Consider the following 15,904-nt stretch of genomic DNA (forward strand, 5'->3'; position numbering starts at 1 on the left):
TTGCGGGGTGGGGCAATTCAAACACCGCGGACTGTTGCAAACCGTCCCGAAAGTGACGCGCGGGCCCGCACCCTCCTTCTCAATGCGCAGGCGCGTCCGGCGGCAGCAGCACGATCTTGCCGAGCGTGCTTCCGCTGTCGAGCAGTTCGTGCACGCGGCGCGCATCCGCCAGCGCAAAGCAGGCGGCCGGCGGCGCATGCACGCGGCCTTCGGCCATGAGGGCGATGGCGGCTTCCATGAGCCCGCGCCGCTGCGGCACGTCGTCGTCCACCGAATGGATCGAGAAGGTGCGCACCGCCAGGCTCCTGCTCAGCAACTTGCGCAGCTCGCCGAACACATCGCCGGCCGGCGGGCCGTTCACGATGTTGTAGGAGACCACCATGCCGAACGGCGCCAGCGCGCGCAGGCACGCAATGAAGAGCTCGCCGCCGAGATGATCGAAGGCCAGGTCGACGCCGCGCCCGTTCGTGAGCTGCATGACCCTTTCAGCAAGGCCGGGCACGTCGCCCTCGACAATCTCGTGCGTGCCGTTGGCCAGCGCGAAGTCGCGCTTCTGCGGTGTGGAGGCGGTGCCGATCACGCGCAGCCCCCGATCGCGCGCCACTTGTGCCAGCGCCGTGGCCACGCCGCCCGCTGCGCCGGGAACCAGGATCGACTGCGCGGGCAGGTTGCCGTTGCTCGACAGCATGGCCAGCGCGAGCTGAAAGTTGCCGAGACTCACGGCGTCCTCGAAGCGGATCGCGTCGGGAAGAACGAAGGGCGCGGCCTCGGGCACGCAGATGGCCTCGGCATAGCAGCCGCCGCGCTGCGTCAGTTCCCGCGCGCTCACGAGCACTCGCTGGCCGACCCGCAGGGCCGTGACGCCGGGGCCGACCGCATCGACGACGCCGGCCATCTCGTTGCCGGGAATCGCCGGCATCGGCGGCATCCACTTGTAGGTGCCGTTGCGGATCAGCACATCGGGTCCGCCGGCGCCGATGGCCATCGCCTTGACCCGTACTTCGCCCGCCCGCGGCTGCGGCAGCGGCAGCTCCACCAGTTGCAGAACGTCGGGACCGCCGGGCGCCTGGAGCTGGATCGCCTTCATGGTGGTGTGCAACATCAGCGCTGCCCGTCGTGCACGGACACCTGTTCCTTCGCGAGCCCGCCCAGGCGGGCATGCACGCGCCCTCCCGTGCCCATGACGAGCGCGAACAGGATCTCGTTCGGCCGCGGCGCATCCTGGATGCCCACCTCCATCGCGTTGTAGTGGCTGCGCACGTACGCGGCGTGGATGTAGTGCAGCGGCACCATGAGCCGGTAGCCCGTGGCGGCCACCGCCTTGGCCGAGGGCACGATCGCCTTCGGCTCGCCGAGCACATCGCGCATGGCCCAGCCCCCGGCCTCGTGCCAGACGGCGCCGTGCTCCAGCTCTCCGTTCACGCCGACGATCGCGGCCTTGCTGTAGACCTCGACCTTGTCGCGGCCCAGCACCTCGACCAGTTCGGTGGCCAGCAGCGTGCCGAGCGAACGCAGCTCGGCCATGAAGGGCATCAGGTCCGGCTCGTAGCGGCCTGCGTAGGGGTTGTGGATGACCGCGCACGCGGCCGCCAGCCTGAGCGGCGTCGCGGGCGGCGGACCGCCCTCGTGGTAGATGGTCTCGATGGAAAGGCTGCGCTTGCGGATGTCGATCAGGGACATGGAATGGTCCTCATTGCTTGGGAATGCGTGCATCGTTCACCACGGTGGTCCACCGCTTCAGCTCGGCGGCCACCATGGTGGTCATTTCTTCGGGTGTGCTGCCGCGCGCTTCGCCGCCCATCTCCTCGAGCCGCGCGCGCACAGCCGGCGCCTTCAGGGCCTTGAGCGTCTCGGCATGCAGGCGATCGACGACCGGGCGCGGCGTGCCGGCGGGCGCCATGATGCCGGCCCAGGAGCGCACGTCGTAGCCGGGCACGCCCTGCTCGGCCACGGTCGGCAGCTCGGGCATCTGGCTCCAGCGCTGCGCGCCGGTGGTCGCCAGCGCCCGGAGCTTGCCGGCCTTGATGTTGGCCAGCACGGCCGTGGGCGGCGCGATGATCATCGGCACCTCGCCGCCGAGCAGCGCCGCGACCGAAGCCGCATCGCCGCGATAGGGAATGTGCAGCATCTCGACGTTGGCGGTCTTCACCAGCAGCTCGCCCGCCAGGTGGTGCGTGGAGCCGATGCCCGCCGATCCGTAGGACACGCCGCGCGCATCGGCGCGCGCCGCGGCGAGCATCTCGGCCAGCCCGCGGTAGGGCGAATCGGCCCGCACCACCAGCAGGAACGGAAAGTAGGTGATCGTCGACACCATCTGGAAATCCGACACCGTCTGATAGTTGAGCTTGTTGTAGAGCGCACCGGCCACGGCATGGCCGCCCGTGGCCAGCAGCAGCGTGTATCCGTCGGGCTTGGCACGCGCCACCGTGCCCGAGGCAATGGTGCCGCCCGCGCCGGTCTGGGCCTCGACCACGAAGGGCTGGCCCAGCCCCTTGGCCATCTCGGTGCTGACCACGCGTGCGATGGTGTCGGCGTTGCCGCCCGCCGCAAAGCCCTGGTAGATCTTGATCGGCTTGTCCGGGAAGCCCTGGGCCAGGCCGTGAAGGGGTGCCGCGCAGGCCAGGGCCAGGCCTGCGGCGACGAGCGATCGTCTGTGCCACATGGTTTGTCTCCAATGATGGTGGAATGAAGGCCGCGGCTTGTGCCGCCGCGGTCCGGTCCGGGCTTCAGTCCTGCTGGACGATGGGATTGCGCAGCACGCCGATGCCTTCGATCTCGACCTCGCACACGTCGCCCGGCTTCATGAAGCGCGGCGGCTTCTTGCTCCAGCCCACGCCGGCCGGCGTGCCGGTGGCAATGACGTCGCCCGGCGCGAGCGTGAAGATGGTCGACGAGTAGCTGATGAGCTTCGGAATGCTGAAGATCATGTGACCCGTGTGGCTGCTCTGCACCACTTCGCCGTTGAGGCGTGTCTCGAGCTTGAGCTCGCGGCCGGGCGCGATCTCGTCGGCCGTCACCATCCAGGGGCCGAAGCCGCCGGTGGACTCGAAGTTCTTGCCCGAGGCGATCTGCTTGGCATGGAACTGCCATTCGCGCACGCTGCCGTCGTTGTAGCAGGAGTAGCCCGCCACGTGGTCGAAAGCGTCCGCTTCCGCGATGTTGCGTCCGCCCTTGCCGATGATGACGGCGAGCTCGCCTTCCCAGTCCAATGATTCCGACACGTGCGGCCGCACGATGGGCTGGTTGTGCGCGCACTGCGAGCGCCACACGCGCAAGAAGATCGGCGGCTGCTCCGACAGCTCGCGGTGCATGCCGGCGGCCAGCACCTCCTGGTGATGGTCCATGTAGTTGCGCACCGCGCACACGATCTTCTCGGGGCGCGGAATCACCGGCAGGTAGGTGATGTCGGCCAGCTTGGCCGCGACCGGCAGTCCCTCGACATGCTGCGCGGCCTGCAGGTACTCGCCCGAGGCGATGTAGTCGGCCAGGCTCGCATGCTGCGGGCGCGCCTTGCCGAGATCGACCACGCCGTCGCCGACGACGGCGCCCCAGGTTTCGCGGCCTTGATGGACAAATGACAAAAGCTTCATGGGAACTCCGGTTGGGATGTGCGGGAATGGAAGAAAGAAAGCGGGCGTGTCAGGCGGCCGGTGCACGCGACTCGAACTGCGCCTGCCACTGCGCGAGCGGCATGAAGCTCGGGTCCTTGCGGCAGGCCTCCTCGGTCTCGCGCATGAGCGTCTCGTCGTCCTTCGAGAGGTCGAGCGGATCCCCATGCGGCTGCGCGATGTAGAACGGCGTGTCGACGTAGATCTCCACCGTGTTGCCTTCAGGGTCGAGCATGTAGACCGAGAGCGCGTTGCCGTGGTTCAGGCCGCGGATGTTGGTGGCGCCCCGGGCCTCGGCCCGCGCCGAAATGTCGCGCAGGTACTGGATGCTCGGCACCACGAAGGAGATCTGCATCACGGTGCTGAACTTCGCCTCCGGCGGCCGGCCCGACGCCAGCACCAGCTGGTGGTGCTGGTCCGGGCTGGCGCTGGTGAACACCAGCTGGTTCTTGAAGGTGCGGCCTTCGCCGCGATCGGTGATCGTGAGGTCGAAGGTCTCGGTGTAGAAGGCCACCATCCGGTCCAGGTCGGTGACGAAGATTCCGAAATGCGAAGGCGTGGGTCGGGCGACCTTGAGCATGCTGTCTCCAGGGTGATGGGGCTTCGCGCCCCTAGGTTTGCGCGGCCTCGGCGGCCTTGAGTGCGGCCAGCACGTTGCGCTGCGTGCTCAGGATGTGCTCCTCGAGCAAGGCGCAGGCCGTGTCCGTGTCGCGGCGCAAGGTGGCATCCATGATCTTGCGATGCTCGTTCGACTTGCGGCGCGCGGTCTTCCTGTGGCGGGCGGAAAACCGCCGGTAGCGCTCGGCCTGGTCGAACAGGCTCGCGCCCCACACACGCTGGCGCAACGAAGGGCACGCGGCCAGCAGCGCGAGGTGAAAGGCGCGATGCAGCTGCGACCAGTCGTTGTCGAGAATGACGGGCCCGTCGCTCAGGCGGGACTCGACCTTCTCCAGCCGGTGGTACGCGGCCAGGATGGCGGCCTCCCAGGCGTCGTCGCCATGCGCAATGGCCTCCCGCAGGGCCGGCACGTCGAGCATGACGCGCATGCGCGTGATGTCGGCCAGGTCGTCTTCGGAGATGGGCGCCACGCGAAAGCCGCGGCGCTCGTCGGCGCGCACGAGCCCTTCCTGCGCCAGCCGGCTGAGCGCCTCGCGCAGCGGGCTGCTCGAATAGCCGTAGGCGGACTGGAGTTCGTCGAGCTTGAGCTTGGCGCCGGCCTCGAAGGTGCCGGTCAGCACATCCTGCCGCAGACGGGTGAAGGCCTGCTCGACCAGCGGCGGTTCGTAGGCGGGGGAGATTTCTTGTTTATGCATGGAAATCATTTTATGCATTCCCCTTATGCCGGAGCGCCCGTTCGCCTGGCCCCCACGAGCACGAACAGCATGGTCGCGGGCTTGTCGCCGAGGTTGCGCCATGCATGCCGGTTGCCATGCTGCACCGCGACTTCGTGCTTGCGCAGCAGCACCTGCGCACCGTCGTCGAGCTCGAGCGTGATCTCGCCTTCGAGCACGATGTCGTAGTCGATGCTGTCGGTGGTGTGCATGCCGGGGTGATCGGGCTCGAAGGTCTCGGCCAGGCCCGGGACCAGGCGGCCGAACTCGGCGCCGAAGGCGGCCGCGTCGAAGTCGGCGCGCATCATCACCGCATCGGGCGGAAAGCTGACCATCATGAGCCGGGTCCCGCCGGCGGCCGGCACGAAGCCCGCCTCGCCCGTACGGTCGGCCACGCCGCCGGTGCCCACGCTGTCGGAAGCGTCGGTGGCCCACAGCAGCGCCGCGGCAAAGCCGGGCACGGTCGTGAATTCGACGCTGCGCGGTGCCGCGCCGTCCGATAGAAACTGCGCCTTGCCGTTGGCGCCCGTGCCTGCCACCACGCGTCTGATTTTCATGGCATGCCTCAGGGGTTGATGACGAAGTTGCTGAAGCCGCCGTTGCGGCTTGCGATGCCCGAGATCGCCTCGTTGACGCGGTCCAGCGGATAGCACACGTGCTCGAACACCGAGAGGTCTAGCGTGCCCGCCTCCGCCATGTCGGCCATGTCCTGCCCTTCGCCGGCGGTGAACCAGGCCGAGCCCTCGATGCTCTGCTGCTCGTCCATCATGGTGTGCAGGTCCATGCCCACCATGCCTGCGATGGCGCCGATGTTGAAGGCGCGGCCGCCGCGCTTCAGTGCGCGCACGCCTTGCTGGAAGGTTTCATGCGGCGCGCCGGGGCCCAGCGCGTCGATGAAGGTGTCCACGCCCAACCCGTCGGTGCGCGCCTTGGCCCAGGCGTCGATCGCCTCGCCGTCGGCATTGGAAAAGATCTCGATGCGGTCGGGGGCCAGCGCCTTGACGCGCTCCAGCAGTTCCCGGTTGCGCCCGGTGCCGAGGATGCGCGTGGCGCCCATGGCCAGGCCGAAGAGAGCGCCGCCGATGCCCAGCGTGCCGCTGATGCCGTTGATCAGCACGCTGCGGCCGGGACCGACCTTCGCCTTGCGCATCGCGGAGTACATGGTGCCCAGGTAGCCGAAGCGCGCCGCCTGGTTGAAGCTCACGTTGTCCGGCAGCTTCACCAGCGCGTACTGCGGCGCGATCATGTATTCGCACAGGCCGCCGTACGGATAGTTCTTGTAGAGCTTGAGGGAGTTCTGCGAGAAACCGAAGTAGCCGCTGAACGCGTAGTGCGTGCAGTTGACGAGATCGCCGTTGCGGCAGGCGCGGCAGCCGCCGCAGTAAAGACTGGGGTTCACGTAGACGCGGTCGCCCGGCTTCCAGGTGTGCACGTGGGAGCCGACCGCCGTCACCTCGCCGGCCGGGTCCAGCCCGAAGACCGCGGGCAGCGGCGGCAGCGGCAGCTCCGGAAACCAGGTCGTCCAGTTGGCCAGGATGTTGCCCAGGTTGGGCACGATGCCGCAGGCGCGGACCCGCACCTGCACGTCGTTGGCAGCGGGCTGGGGAATCGGCAGTTGCTCGACTTCCATCGGGGCGCCGACCTTGTGCAGTCGGGCGGCTTTCATCGTCGTCATGGTGTCTCCTTGCTGATGGGATTAGATGCACAAAGTACGTTTTATGCATTCTTTTCGACCAGCCGGCACGGCGCCATCGGGGACAACCCTTGGTGCACGGAAGTTTGTTTTATGCACAATTCTATCTTCATGCATTCAAGAGACACCATGCCCCAACACGACCTGGAACCCGTCGACGTGGCCGTCATCGGCTTCGGCCCCGTCGGCGCCACGCTCGCCGCACTGCTGGGCCGGCGCGGCCTGCGCGTCGCGGTCCTCGACAAGTCGCAGCAGATCTACCCGCTGCCGCGCGCCTTCGCGCTCGACCACGAGGCGTTGCGCGTGTTCCAGGAGATCGGCATCGCCGGCACGCTGGCGCCGAACATGACGCCCTACCGCCCGACGATCTACCAGGGGAGCGACGGCGAACCCATCCAGCACTTCGACATGGGACCGTCGCCCTATCCGCTGGCGTGGGCGCCGTCGTACACCTTCAACCAGCCGGCACTCGAGGCCTCGCTGCGCGAGGCCGTCGGCAAGCTGCCCGGCGTTTCGGTCCATCTCGGGCACGAGGTGCAGCAGCTGAGCCAGTCGCCGGACCATGCGCTGCTCGGCGTTCGCCGGCCCGACGGCACCGAGGCACAGCTGCGCGCGCGCTATGTCGTCGGCTGCGACGGCGGCGCCAGCCCCACGCGCAAGCAGATGGGCCTGAAGCTCAAGAGCCTCGACTTCGACGAGCCCTGGATCGTGGTCGACATGCACGTGGACGAGGACAAGCTCGACCGCCTGCCCGCCACCAATGTCCAGTACTGCCACCCGTCGCGGCCCTGCACGTACGTCGTGGGCCCGGGCACCCACCGGCGCTGGGAGTTCCTGCTGCTGCCCGACGAGGCCGAGCAGCGCGAGATGCCGCACGAGTCGATCTGGAAGCTGCTCGCTCTCTGGCTCACGCCCTCGGACGCACGCATCTGGCGCGCGGCAACCTACCGCTTCCACGCGGTGGTTCTCACGCAATGGCGCAAGGGGCGCGTGCTGCTGGCGGGCGACAGCGCACACCAGATGCCGCCCTTCCTGGCGCAGGGCATGTGCCAGGGCCTGCGCGATGCCGTCAACCTGGCCTGGAAGCTCCAATGGGTGCTCGAGGCGCGCGCGCCCGAGAGCCTGCTGGACAGCTACGGCGACGAGCGCGGGCCGCAGGTCGAGGAGGTGACGGCGACCGTCAAGCGCCTGGGCCAGATCATCTGCGAGCGCGACCCGGTGCGCGCCGCCGAGCGCGACCGCCGACTGCGCGAGCAGCAAGGCGGACAGGTGCGCATGCAACTGCGCCAGAGCCTGCTGCCCGGCGTGCACCACGGACTGATCGACCGCGACGAGCTTCCCGCGGGCACGCCCTTTCCACAGGCCATCGGATCGATCAAGGCGGGCGCGGCGCCGCAGATGATGGACGACCTGCTGCCGCACGGCTTCCTGCTCGTGCTGCGCCATGCGCCCGACGCGGCCGTGCTGCGGGCCCTGCGCGAACCGGCTGCCGCCCTCGGGGCGCAGGTGCTGTGCATCGACGCCGCGGCGGCAGCGCCCGGCGTGGCGACACTGGCCGAAGCCGACGGCATCCTTGCCGCGTGGTTCGAGCGCCACCAATGCGAGGCCGCGCTCGTGCGGCCGGATCACCTGGTCTACGGTGTGGCACGCAGCCTCGGCGAAGTGGAGGCCCTGATGCAGCGCGCCTGCAGGACCCTCGGTGCCCCGCAGAACCGCCCTGTCACCGCTGTCCAGGAACCGACATGACCGAGACTTTCACCACCCCCGCGCCCTCCGGCACCGAAGCGCTGTTGCTCGACCTCGAGGCGCAGCGATGCGACGCCATGAGACGCGCCGATTTTGCGCGGCTGCGCGAGATCCTTCATCCAGCGCTCACGCACGTTCACGCCAAGGGCCAGGTCGACGACTACGAAAGCTACTTCCGCTCGGGCGGCACGCATGTCGACTACCGGCAGATCGACCGCTCGGAACTGAAAGTCCGGGTGCTTGGCGGCACCGCGCTCATGACCGGCCGGCAACTGCTCGTGGCCGTGCGCAAGGACGGCAGCGGCACCGTGCGCATCGACTCGCGCGTGATGCAGGTCTGGACCGAGGACGAAGGCCGCTGGCGGCAATTGGCGTTCCAGACCACGCCGCTGGCCATGAGCGTGACGTGAGCGCGCATTGGCGCGCTGCAGTCACGTCGCATGGGTTGTCTATCCGTGGAAGAACCCGGCGGGCACCGTCACCAGCCAGGGGAACAGCACCATCAGGAACATGACCGCAAACTCGGCCAGCATGAACGGCACCACGCCGCGCGTGACGTCGTCCATCTTCATCTTTCCGACACCGGCCACCACGTTGAGCACCGTGCCCACGGGCGGTGTGACCAGCCCGATGGAGTTGTTGATGATGAACAGCACGCCGAAGTACACCGGGTCAATGCCGGCCGCCTTCACGATGGGCATCAGCACCGGCGTGAGAATCAGGATGGTCGGCGTCATGTCCATGGCGGTGCCCACGACCATCACCAGCACCATGATCGCGAGCATCAGCAGGATCTTGTTGCCCATCACGGGCTCCAGCAGGCCCACCACCTTCGAAGGCAGGTCGGCCACGGTGATGAGCCAGGCGCTCACCATCGCCGCAGCAATCAGGAACATCACGATGGCGCTGGTCTTGGCCGCGCTCACGAAGACCGCGTACAGGTCTTTCCAGTGCAGCTCGCGGTAGATCACCGTCGACACGAAGAGCGCGTAGGCGGCGGCCACCACGGCCGCTTCGGTCGGCGTGAACACGCCCATGCGCAGCCCCACGAGAATGATCACCGGCAGCATCAGCGCCCATGACGCCTTGCGGAACGTGCCGAAAATCTCGGCCGCCGACTTGCGCGGCGGCGGCACGATCTTCTCGCGGCGCACGAGCCAGGCCCAGGTGAGCCAGAGCGCGCCGCCAATCAGCAGCCCCGGCACGATGGCCGCAAGAAACAGCTTCGAGATCGAGACGTTGGCGGCCACGCCGAAGATCACGAGGCCGATGCTCGGCGGGATCACCGGCCCGATGACGCCGGTGGCCGCAATGAGCCCGCCCGCGCGCGCCTTGTCATGGCCCGCGTTCACCATCATCGGAAGCAGCAGCGCCGTCAGCGCCGCGGCGTCGGCCACGGCCGAGCCCGAGAGCGCCGAGAGCAGGCAGCCGGCCATGATGGTCACGTAGCCCAGGCCGCCCTTCACATGGCCGACCAGCGCGAGCGCAAAGGCGACGATGCGCTTCGACAGGCCCCCGGCATTCATGATCTCGCCCGCGAGCATGAAGAACGGCACGGCCAGCAGCGGAAAGCTGTCGGCGCCGCCGATCACGTTCTGCGCGAGGATCTGCGCATCGAACAGGTCGAGGTGCCACATCAGCGCCACCCCGCTGGCCAGCAGCGAGAACGCGATGGGAATGCCCATGGCCATGGCGAGAAGCAGCGAGCCGACGAAAACGAGAATCGTCATTTGCGTGCCCCCGGTTCGGCGCCCGCCACGTCGCCTTGCGCGCCGAGGATCTGCTGCAGCTGCACCGCCTCCTCGGACTCCTGCACCATCACCAGCTCGGCCTCGGCCAGGCGCCCGGTGAAGAGCCGAAGCAGGTCGAGCGCCAGGATGAACCCGGCCAGCACCGAGAACACCAGGCCCGACGCGTAGACCACCGCCATCGACGCACCGGTCACCGGCGCCGTGACGTCCCAGTTGATGCGCGCCTGCGCGAGGCTGCCCTGGAACAGCAGCCAGACGATGTAGAGCATCACGGCATGGCCCACCGCGAGGCAGATCTTCTTGCCGATGGGCGGCAGCTTCTGCACCACCATGTCCACGCCCAGGTGACCGTGATCCTTCAGCGCAACCACCGCGCCGAGAAAGGTCATCCAGATGAAAAGCCAGCGCGAGACCTCTTCCGACACCGTGATGCCGGAGTTGAAGCCGTACCGGAGCACCACGTTGCCGAAGACGAGCACGACCATCACCGCGAGCGCGGCCGCGATCGCGGCTTCGATGGCCGTGCAGCACCGGTCGATCCATCGGTTCATCTTTTGGTTCTCTTCACGCACCCGCCGGTTGCTGCTGCATCTCGACCAGCGCGCGCAGCGCGGCCAGGTACGACAACGGGCCGAGGCCCTGGACCGTGCCCCTGACGGCCGGCGAGATGATCGAGTGCGCGCGCCAGGTCTCGCGCGCGGCAATGTTCGACATGTGCACCTCGATGGTCGGAAACGGCATCGCCTTGATTGCGTCGTGCAGCGGAACGCCGTGCTGCGTGAGGCCGGCCGGGTTGACGAGGGCGCCCTGTGCATCGTCGATGTGCGCGTGCAGAAAGTCGATCAGGTCGCCCTCGTGGTTCGACTGGATCGTGTCGAGCGTCGCGCCGAGTTCGTCCGCAAGCTTCTGCAGCCGCGCATCGATCTCGGCCAGCGTGGTCGTGCCGTAGATGTGGGGTTCGCGCCGGCCGAACAGGTTGAGGTTGGGGCCGTGCAGGACGAGGATCTTCATGGGCTGGCTTCCGTGATGTCTTATTTGCGGATGCGCGTGAGCTCGTCGCCGTAGAGCTTGACGATGGCAGGGTCGTAGCTGGCGGAGAAACGCTCGATGACGGGCTTCGCGATCTGCCGCATGCGGGCCTGCTCGGCCGGCGCGAGCTCGTTGAACTGCGCGCCCTTGGCCTGGAGCTCGCCCACCGCCCTCTGCGCGGCGGCGCGGCTCACCTGCCGCTGATAGCCGCGCGACTCGTCGGCGGCGTCGCGCATCATCTTCTGCTCTGCAGGGCTCAGCGAGTCCCAGAACTTCTTGCTGACCAGCACGATGTTGGCCGCGTAGACGTGGTTGGTGGCGCTCACGAACTTCTGCACTTCGAAGAACTTGTTCGAGAGAATCACCGAGTACGGATTCTCCTGACCGTCCACCGCTTTCGACTCCAGCGCGCCATAGAGCTCGGCGAAGGGCATCGGCACCGGGTTGGCCTTGAAGGCCTTGAAGGTCTCCAGGAACACCGGGTTCGGGATCACGCGGATCTTCAGTCCCTCGAGGTCCTCGGGCTTCGTGATCGGGCGCTTGCTGTTCGTCACGTTGCGAAAGCCCAGGTCCCAGTAGCCCAGCGCGACCAGGCCCTTCTCCGGCAGCCTGGCGATCAGCGCCTGGCCCAGCGGGCCGTCGAGCAGTGCATCGGCCTGCGCAAAGTTGCCGACCGCGAACGGGAAGTCGACGAGGCCGAACTCCTTCACGATGCCCGCGAGCGAGGTGGTGGCCGGCGCCGACATCTGCTGCACGCCGCCCTGCAGTGCCGACTGCTGCTGCATCTCGTTGCCCAGCTGCGAGGCCGGGAACTCCTGCACCTTCATCTTGCCGCCGCTCTTGGCCGCAAGCAGTTCGGCGAAGCGTTTCACGCCGAAGCTCACCGGATGGTCCGCATTGTTGAGGTGGCCGAAGCGGATGACCCGTTCCTGCACGTCCTGCGCAAGGGCGGGAATGGTCAGTGCAAGGGCCAGGCCGGCGGCGGCCAGCGAGCGATGAAGCTTTTTCAAGTTGATCTCCAGCAAGAAGTGATCCGGCGCGATCTTAGGGCCAAAGTGGAAAATGTTTCCACTAGTGAAAACACTTGGCAAAAGCGCTAGAGTGGCGCCTGCCCCATCCTTCGAACGACATGACCGCCATACTCGAACGCAGCTTCAAGGTGCTTGAACATCTCGCCGGCCACCCCGAAGGCCGCGCCCTCTCCGCGCTCTCGGCCGAGCTCGACATGCCGCTGAGCGCCACCCATCGCCTGCTGAGCGAGCTGATCCGCTGCGGCTACGTGCGCCAGGACCAGAGCCACGGCGACTACATGCTGACGATCAAGCTCGTGTCCCTCGGCTTGAGCTTTCTGAGCAACAGCGGCATCGTGGACGTGGCACAGCCGCTGCTCGACCGGCTCGCGGCCGAAGCGGGCGAGCTGGTGCGGCTCGCAGTGGTCGATGGCGACGAGCTCACCTTCGTCGCCAAGGCGCAGGGCGCGATGCGCGGCCTGCGCTACGACCCGGACATGGGCCTTTCGGTGAACCTGTCGTGCAGCTCCGCGGGCCATGCGTGGCTGTCGACCATGACCGACGAACAGGCGCTGCAGCTGGTGGCCAGGCAGGGCTTCGGCAAGCCCGAAGACTACGGTCCGAAGGCGCCGACCAGCGTGAAGGCGCTGCTCGCCTACCTGCGCGCGGCACGCAAGCGCGGCTTCGCGATGATCAACGAGGTTTTCGCGCCTGGCATGAGCGCCATGGCCGCCCCCGTGCGCAGTGGCAACGGCGCGGTGATCGGCGTCATCACCATTGCCGGGCCGCTGGTGCGCCTGACGGAAGAACGCATGCTCCACCTCGGGCCCGCCCTTCTCGCGGCGGCGGAAGATGTCGCGCACGCCAGCGGCGCGTCGGCGCTGTTCAGGCGAAGGGCCTGAGGTAACTCGACGGTTCTCGCAACTCGCCAGTTGGTTGGAGCCTCGTCGCAGCTTTCGCGCGGAGCTCAAAAGTGTTCTTGTTAATGGACATTTTTCCCTCGCGACGGCAAAATCCGACTCCCGAGCGAGCTGGGTCAGGCCATCCAACGTGCGCGAAAGGAAGGCCGCCTGAAGGCGACCGACATCGCCTCGCGCGCGGGCCGCGCGCGCAACGTTCTCTACCGTCTGGAACGAGGGGAAGACATCACCCTCGCCTCTCTTTTCGATATCTTGCGCGCAATGGACCTAACGATCCGATTGGAGCGCCTGGGCATGCCGACGCTGGAGGAGGTCACAGAACGTTTTGGACAGGATGACGACGATGCTTCCTGAAAAGATCAAGCAGCTCGACATCGAGATCGCCGGCGAGCCGGCCGGCCAGCTCCTCAAGCACTCGGTCTACGAGTTCCGCTATCTCGACAGCCGTGCGGAGCAGCCCTCGGTCGCGCTGCTCATGCCGCCGACGCAACCGACTACCGGTACAGGCGCTATGAAGGCGGACCCGAACTCGAAGACCGCACACTGGCGCTGAAGCTCTTCGCCGGCAAGGGCCATACGAAAGCTTACCCCACGACCGAAGAGTTGCTATTGTTCGGCAGCAAGGTCTGCGGGGTCGCCAAGCCCGGACCCGTTCTCTCCCGAATCGCCGAGGGAATGCAGAGGACACTGGGACGGGCAGCCAGCGACCAGCGCATCCCGAAGGATCTGCTGAATAGGATGACGGACATATGGACCGACGGGATGACTTACGCCAAGGCGCAGTAGATCCCCGATGTCGATGCTGGCACCCTTGCCGGTCTCGTTGCGACGGGCCAGTGCCGCGAGCACAAACACCACAGCGTACATGGTCTGGATCAGGAAATCGTAAGCCGGCTTTTCACGGCTGCACCACCACGACCGAGGCGTGTGCGCGATTTTCGAGACGGCGCGCGAAACGCACTCGATAGTCCATGGAGCCGGCCGTACCAGCGCCTGCCCGCTATTCCAGCGGATCGAACCCCGGTGCCTGCGCCATCTCGGAAGCCTTGTAGATCTTGTGCTGCGCGGTGGGGCCGAGTGCGTCGGAAACCACCAGCAGGCGCCATAGCGGTTCGCGCGTCGAGCATGCGCGTTCTTCGCCCGTGAGCTGGAAGGCGGGCAAGCCCGTGGCGGTGCCCTTCACCACGACCCTGAGAAGCGTCGCACCCTTGGCGTTCGACACCTCGATGTCGTAGCCGAGGCCTTGGCTGCTCACGTCCTCGGCGTTGTAGCCGTAGCCCTTGAAGTGGCGCATCACATAGGCCGTGGCGGCGGCCTGCACGTCTTCGCGCGAGACTTGCCCGGAAGCCGGCTGCCCTGCCGCAGCCGTATCGGGAACGCTGCCCCGCGCCTTGGAGGCCTGAATCTCGGCCTCGTCGGGGGTCCATCCGCGTGGGCCACGGACCAGGACCGCGAGCTTTCGGGCCGGCTCCCAGATCGCGACATGCCATTCGCTCTCGTCGCGCACCCGCGTCGACACCTTGGCGCCCTTGTTGCTCTCGAGTTCGGCGATGGGCACACGGTTCGTCTGCACAACGGCGCGGAACCCCTGGCCTGCATCGAAGGTTCGCTTGAGCAGCGCCAGGCGGTCCTTGGCGCGCTGTATCTGATAGGGCGTGCGTTCACCGCCGTCCGGCCGATGATGCGTGTCCAGCGACTCGAGGCAGAACCAGCGTCCCTGCGCACCCACGCTCACGTATTCCGCCCAGATGGTGGCAATGACGTTGTCGCCGGTTGCCAGCCAGGCCTGGTCGAAGGGCTTTTCGCGCGCGTCGAACACGCCCATCTTGGCGACGATTTCGACCGGCGTGAGCCTCGGTCCTGAGAGTCGCATCTCGTCGATGACGGCGAGTACGGGGGGATCGACTTCCTTGTCCATGCAGTGGGGTTTTGGCGAATTGGGGGGTGGGAGTATGCCGTATCGATGGCCGCCTTCTTCATATGCCTGGCCATTCGCACACGCTGTTACGGAGGCCCTACATTGTTTCGAGTCGGACCTGCCCTCGGGCCCGGCGGTGGCCGGCCAGGAGCCATCACCGCCCGAGGCAGAATCGGGCGAAGGCCCCCGCACATGAATTCCTCGACCTCGCCCCCCATCCTCCAGCTCGACGACGTGGGTTTTGCCTATCCGGACCAGCCCGCGCTGGCATCCGGCTGGTGCGCCTCGGTGGGCGAAGGCGTCACGCTGCTCTACGGTGACACTGGCACCGGAAAGTCGACCCTTCTGCGCGTGATCGCGGGCACGCTGCCCGCTTCCGGAAGGCTGACGCTGGCGGGCGCACGCCTCGACGCGGCGCCCGAAGCCTACAAGCGCAACGTGTTCTTCTGCGATCCGGCCACGGAAGCGTTCGACCAGGTCACCGCGCATGCCTGCACGGCCATGCTGACCGAGGGCGATGGGGGCTTCGACGCGGCGCTGTGGCGTTCGCTCGCCGAGGGCTTTTCGCTGCTGCCGCACATCGAGAAGCCGATGTACATGCTCTCGACCGGATCGAAGCGCAAGGTGTGGCTGGCCGCCGCGCTGGCATCAAGCCGGCCGCTGGTGCTGCTGGACGAGCCCGAAGGCGCGCTCGATGCGCGGTCGATCGGCTGCCTGTGGAAAACCATCGGGTCGCTCGCCGCACGCCCGGGCCATGCGATTGTCATTGCGAGCAGCGCGCGCCTCGACCATGTTCCGCAGGTTCCGCTCGCCGGCTGCATCGAGCTGCCGCTTGCCTGAGCTCACCTGCCCCAGATCTTCCTGTAGGAGTCCCGATAGCCGTTGTCCAGCGAAGCTG

At 67.3% G+C, this 15,904-nt stretch carries 18 protein-coding genes; 5 read left to right on the forward strand and 13 right to left on the reverse strand.

Features of this window, described 5'->3' with window-relative positions; translation table 11 throughout:
* Window positions 1–79: 79 nt before the first annotated feature.
* The 8 genes from ACAM55_RS26475 to ACAM55_RS26510 all read right to left on the reverse strand — a co-directional run bounded on the left by ACAM55_RS26475 (window position 80) and on the right by ACAM55_RS26510 (window position 6,614).
* Window positions 80–1,102 carry a zinc-dependent alcohol dehydrogenase family protein gene (locus ACAM55_RS26475; RefSeq protein WP_369657233.1) on the reverse strand — a complete coding sequence of 341 codons (1,023 nt, stop codon included), beginning with the start codon at window positions 1,100–1,102 and terminating at the stop codon, window positions 80–82.
* Window positions 1,102–1,680: an amino acid synthesis family protein gene (locus ACAM55_RS26480; protein ID WP_369657234.1), complete on the reverse strand. Its 579-nt coding sequence runs from the start codon at window positions 1,678–1,680 to the stop codon at window positions 1,102–1,104. The genes ACAM55_RS26475 and ACAM55_RS26480 overlap by 1 nt, the downstream gene beginning before the upstream one ends.
* 10 nt (window positions 1,681–1,690) lie before the next feature.
* Window positions 1,691–2,662, reverse strand: coding sequence for a tripartite tricarboxylate transporter substrate binding protein (locus ACAM55_RS26485; protein ID WP_369657235.1), 972 nt, complete (start codon window positions 2,660–2,662; stop codon window positions 1,691–1,693).
* 64 nt (window positions 2,663–2,726) lie between these two features.
* Window positions 2,727–3,590, reverse strand: coding sequence for a fumarylacetoacetate hydrolase family protein (locus tag ACAM55_RS26490; RefSeq protein ID WP_369657236.1), 864 nt, complete (start codon window positions 3,588–3,590; stop codon window positions 2,727–2,729).
* A 49-nt stretch (window positions 3,591–3,639) separates the two neighbouring features.
* Window positions 3,640–4,188, reverse strand: a complete 549-nt coding sequence (locus ACAM55_RS26495) for a VOC family protein (protein ID WP_369657237.1) — start codon at window positions 4,186–4,188, stop codon at window positions 3,640–3,642.
* Window positions 4,189–4,219: 31 nt separating this feature from the next.
* The gene (locus ACAM55_RS26500; RefSeq protein WP_369657238.1) at window positions 4,220–4,939 is read right to left on the reverse strand and encodes an FCD domain-containing protein; all 720 of its coding nucleotides are present in this window, start codon (window positions 4,937–4,939) and stop codon (window positions 4,220–4,222) included.
* A gap of 5 nt (window positions 4,940–4,944) precedes the next feature.
* A complete protein-coding gene (locus ACAM55_RS26505) occupies window positions 4,945–5,496 on the reverse strand; it encodes a cupin domain-containing protein (protein WP_369657239.1) in 552 nt (183 codons plus the stop codon).
* Window positions 5,497–5,504: 8 nt separating this feature from the next.
* A complete protein-coding gene (locus ACAM55_RS26510) occupies window positions 5,505–6,614 on the reverse strand; it encodes an alcohol dehydrogenase catalytic domain-containing protein (RefSeq protein WP_369657240.1) in 1,110 nt (369 codons plus the stop codon).
* 147 nt (window positions 6,615–6,761) lie between these two features.
* Here ACAM55_RS26510 and ACAM55_RS26515 point away from each other — a divergent pair, with 147 nt between their 5' ends.
* Together ACAM55_RS26515 and ACAM55_RS26520 are read left to right on the forward strand one after the other, a co-directional pair.
* Window positions 6,762–8,378 (forward strand): bifunctional 3-(3-hydroxy-phenyl)propionate/3-hydroxycinnamic acid hydroxylase, encoded by a 1,617-nt coding sequence (locus tag ACAM55_RS26515; protein ID WP_369657241.1) that lies wholly within the window; start codon window positions 6,762–6,764, stop codon window positions 8,376–8,378.
* The gene (locus ACAM55_RS26520; RefSeq protein WP_369657242.1) at window positions 8,375–8,788 is read left to right on the forward strand and encodes a nuclear transport factor 2 family protein; all 414 of its coding nucleotides are present in this window, start codon (window positions 8,375–8,377) and stop codon (window positions 8,786–8,788) included. Before ACAM55_RS26515 ends, ACAM55_RS26520 begins: the two co-directional genes overlap by 4 nt.
* Window positions 8,789–8,827: 39 nt before the next feature.
* Here ACAM55_RS26520 and ACAM55_RS26525 read toward each other — a convergent pair whose 3' ends face one another.
* The 4 genes from ACAM55_RS26525 to ACAM55_RS26540 are packed head-to-tail and all read right to left on the reverse strand — an operon-like array spanning window position 8,828 to window position 12,168.
* Complete coding sequence (locus ACAM55_RS26525) at window positions 8,828–10,108, reverse strand: TRAP transporter large permease (protein ID WP_369657243.1); 1,281 nt, start codon at window positions 10,106–10,108, stop codon at window positions 8,828–8,830.
* Window positions 10,105–10,680: a TRAP transporter small permease gene (locus ACAM55_RS26530; RefSeq protein ID WP_369657244.1), complete on the reverse strand. Its 576-nt coding sequence runs from the start codon at window positions 10,678–10,680 to the stop codon at window positions 10,105–10,107. Before ACAM55_RS26530 ends, ACAM55_RS26525 begins: the two co-directional genes overlap by 4 nt.
* 13 nt (window positions 10,681–10,693) lie before the next feature.
* Complete coding sequence (locus ACAM55_RS26535) at window positions 10,694–11,140, reverse strand: type II 3-dehydroquinate dehydratase (protein ID WP_369657245.1); 447 nt, start codon at window positions 11,138–11,140, stop codon at window positions 10,694–10,696.
* 20 nt (window positions 11,141–11,160) lie between these two features.
* Window positions 11,161–12,168 (reverse strand): TRAP transporter substrate-binding protein, encoded by a 1,008-nt coding sequence (locus tag ACAM55_RS26540; RefSeq protein ID WP_369657246.1) that lies wholly within the window; start codon window positions 12,166–12,168, stop codon window positions 11,161–11,163.
* Between the two features lie 119 nt (window positions 12,169–12,287).
* Between ACAM55_RS26540 and ACAM55_RS26545 the strand changes: the two genes are divergently transcribed.
* Window positions 12,288–13,070: an IclR family transcriptional regulator gene (locus ACAM55_RS26545; protein WP_369657247.1), complete on the forward strand. Its 783-nt coding sequence runs from the start codon at window positions 12,288–12,290 to the stop codon at window positions 13,068–13,070.
* Window positions 13,071–13,422: 352 nt separating this feature from the next.
* Window positions 13,423–13,641, forward strand: coding sequence for a hypothetical protein (locus ACAM55_RS26550; protein WP_369657248.1), 219 nt, complete (start codon window positions 13,423–13,425; stop codon window positions 13,639–13,641).
* Window positions 13,642–14,088: 447 nt separating this feature from the next.
* Here ACAM55_RS26550 and ACAM55_RS26555 read toward each other — a convergent pair whose 3' ends face one another.
* Window positions 14,089–15,006: a DUF3883 domain-containing protein gene (locus ACAM55_RS26555; protein WP_369657249.1), complete on the reverse strand. Its 918-nt coding sequence runs from the start codon at window positions 15,004–15,006 to the stop codon at window positions 14,089–14,091.
* Window positions 15,007–15,198: 192 nt separating this feature from the next.
* On the opposite strand from ACAM55_RS26555, the gene ACAM55_RS26560 reads away from it, so the two are divergent.
* Window positions 15,199–15,846 carry an ATP-binding cassette domain-containing protein gene (locus ACAM55_RS26560; protein ID WP_369657250.1) on the forward strand — a complete coding sequence of 216 codons (648 nt, stop codon included), beginning with the start codon at window positions 15,199–15,201 and terminating at the stop codon, window positions 15,844–15,846.
* Window positions 15,847–15,904 lie beyond the last annotated feature (58 nt).

Source organism: Variovorax sp. V213 (assembly GCF_041154455.1).
GTDB lineage: Bacteria > Pseudomonadota > Gammaproteobacteria > Burkholderiales > Burkholderiaceae_C > Variovorax.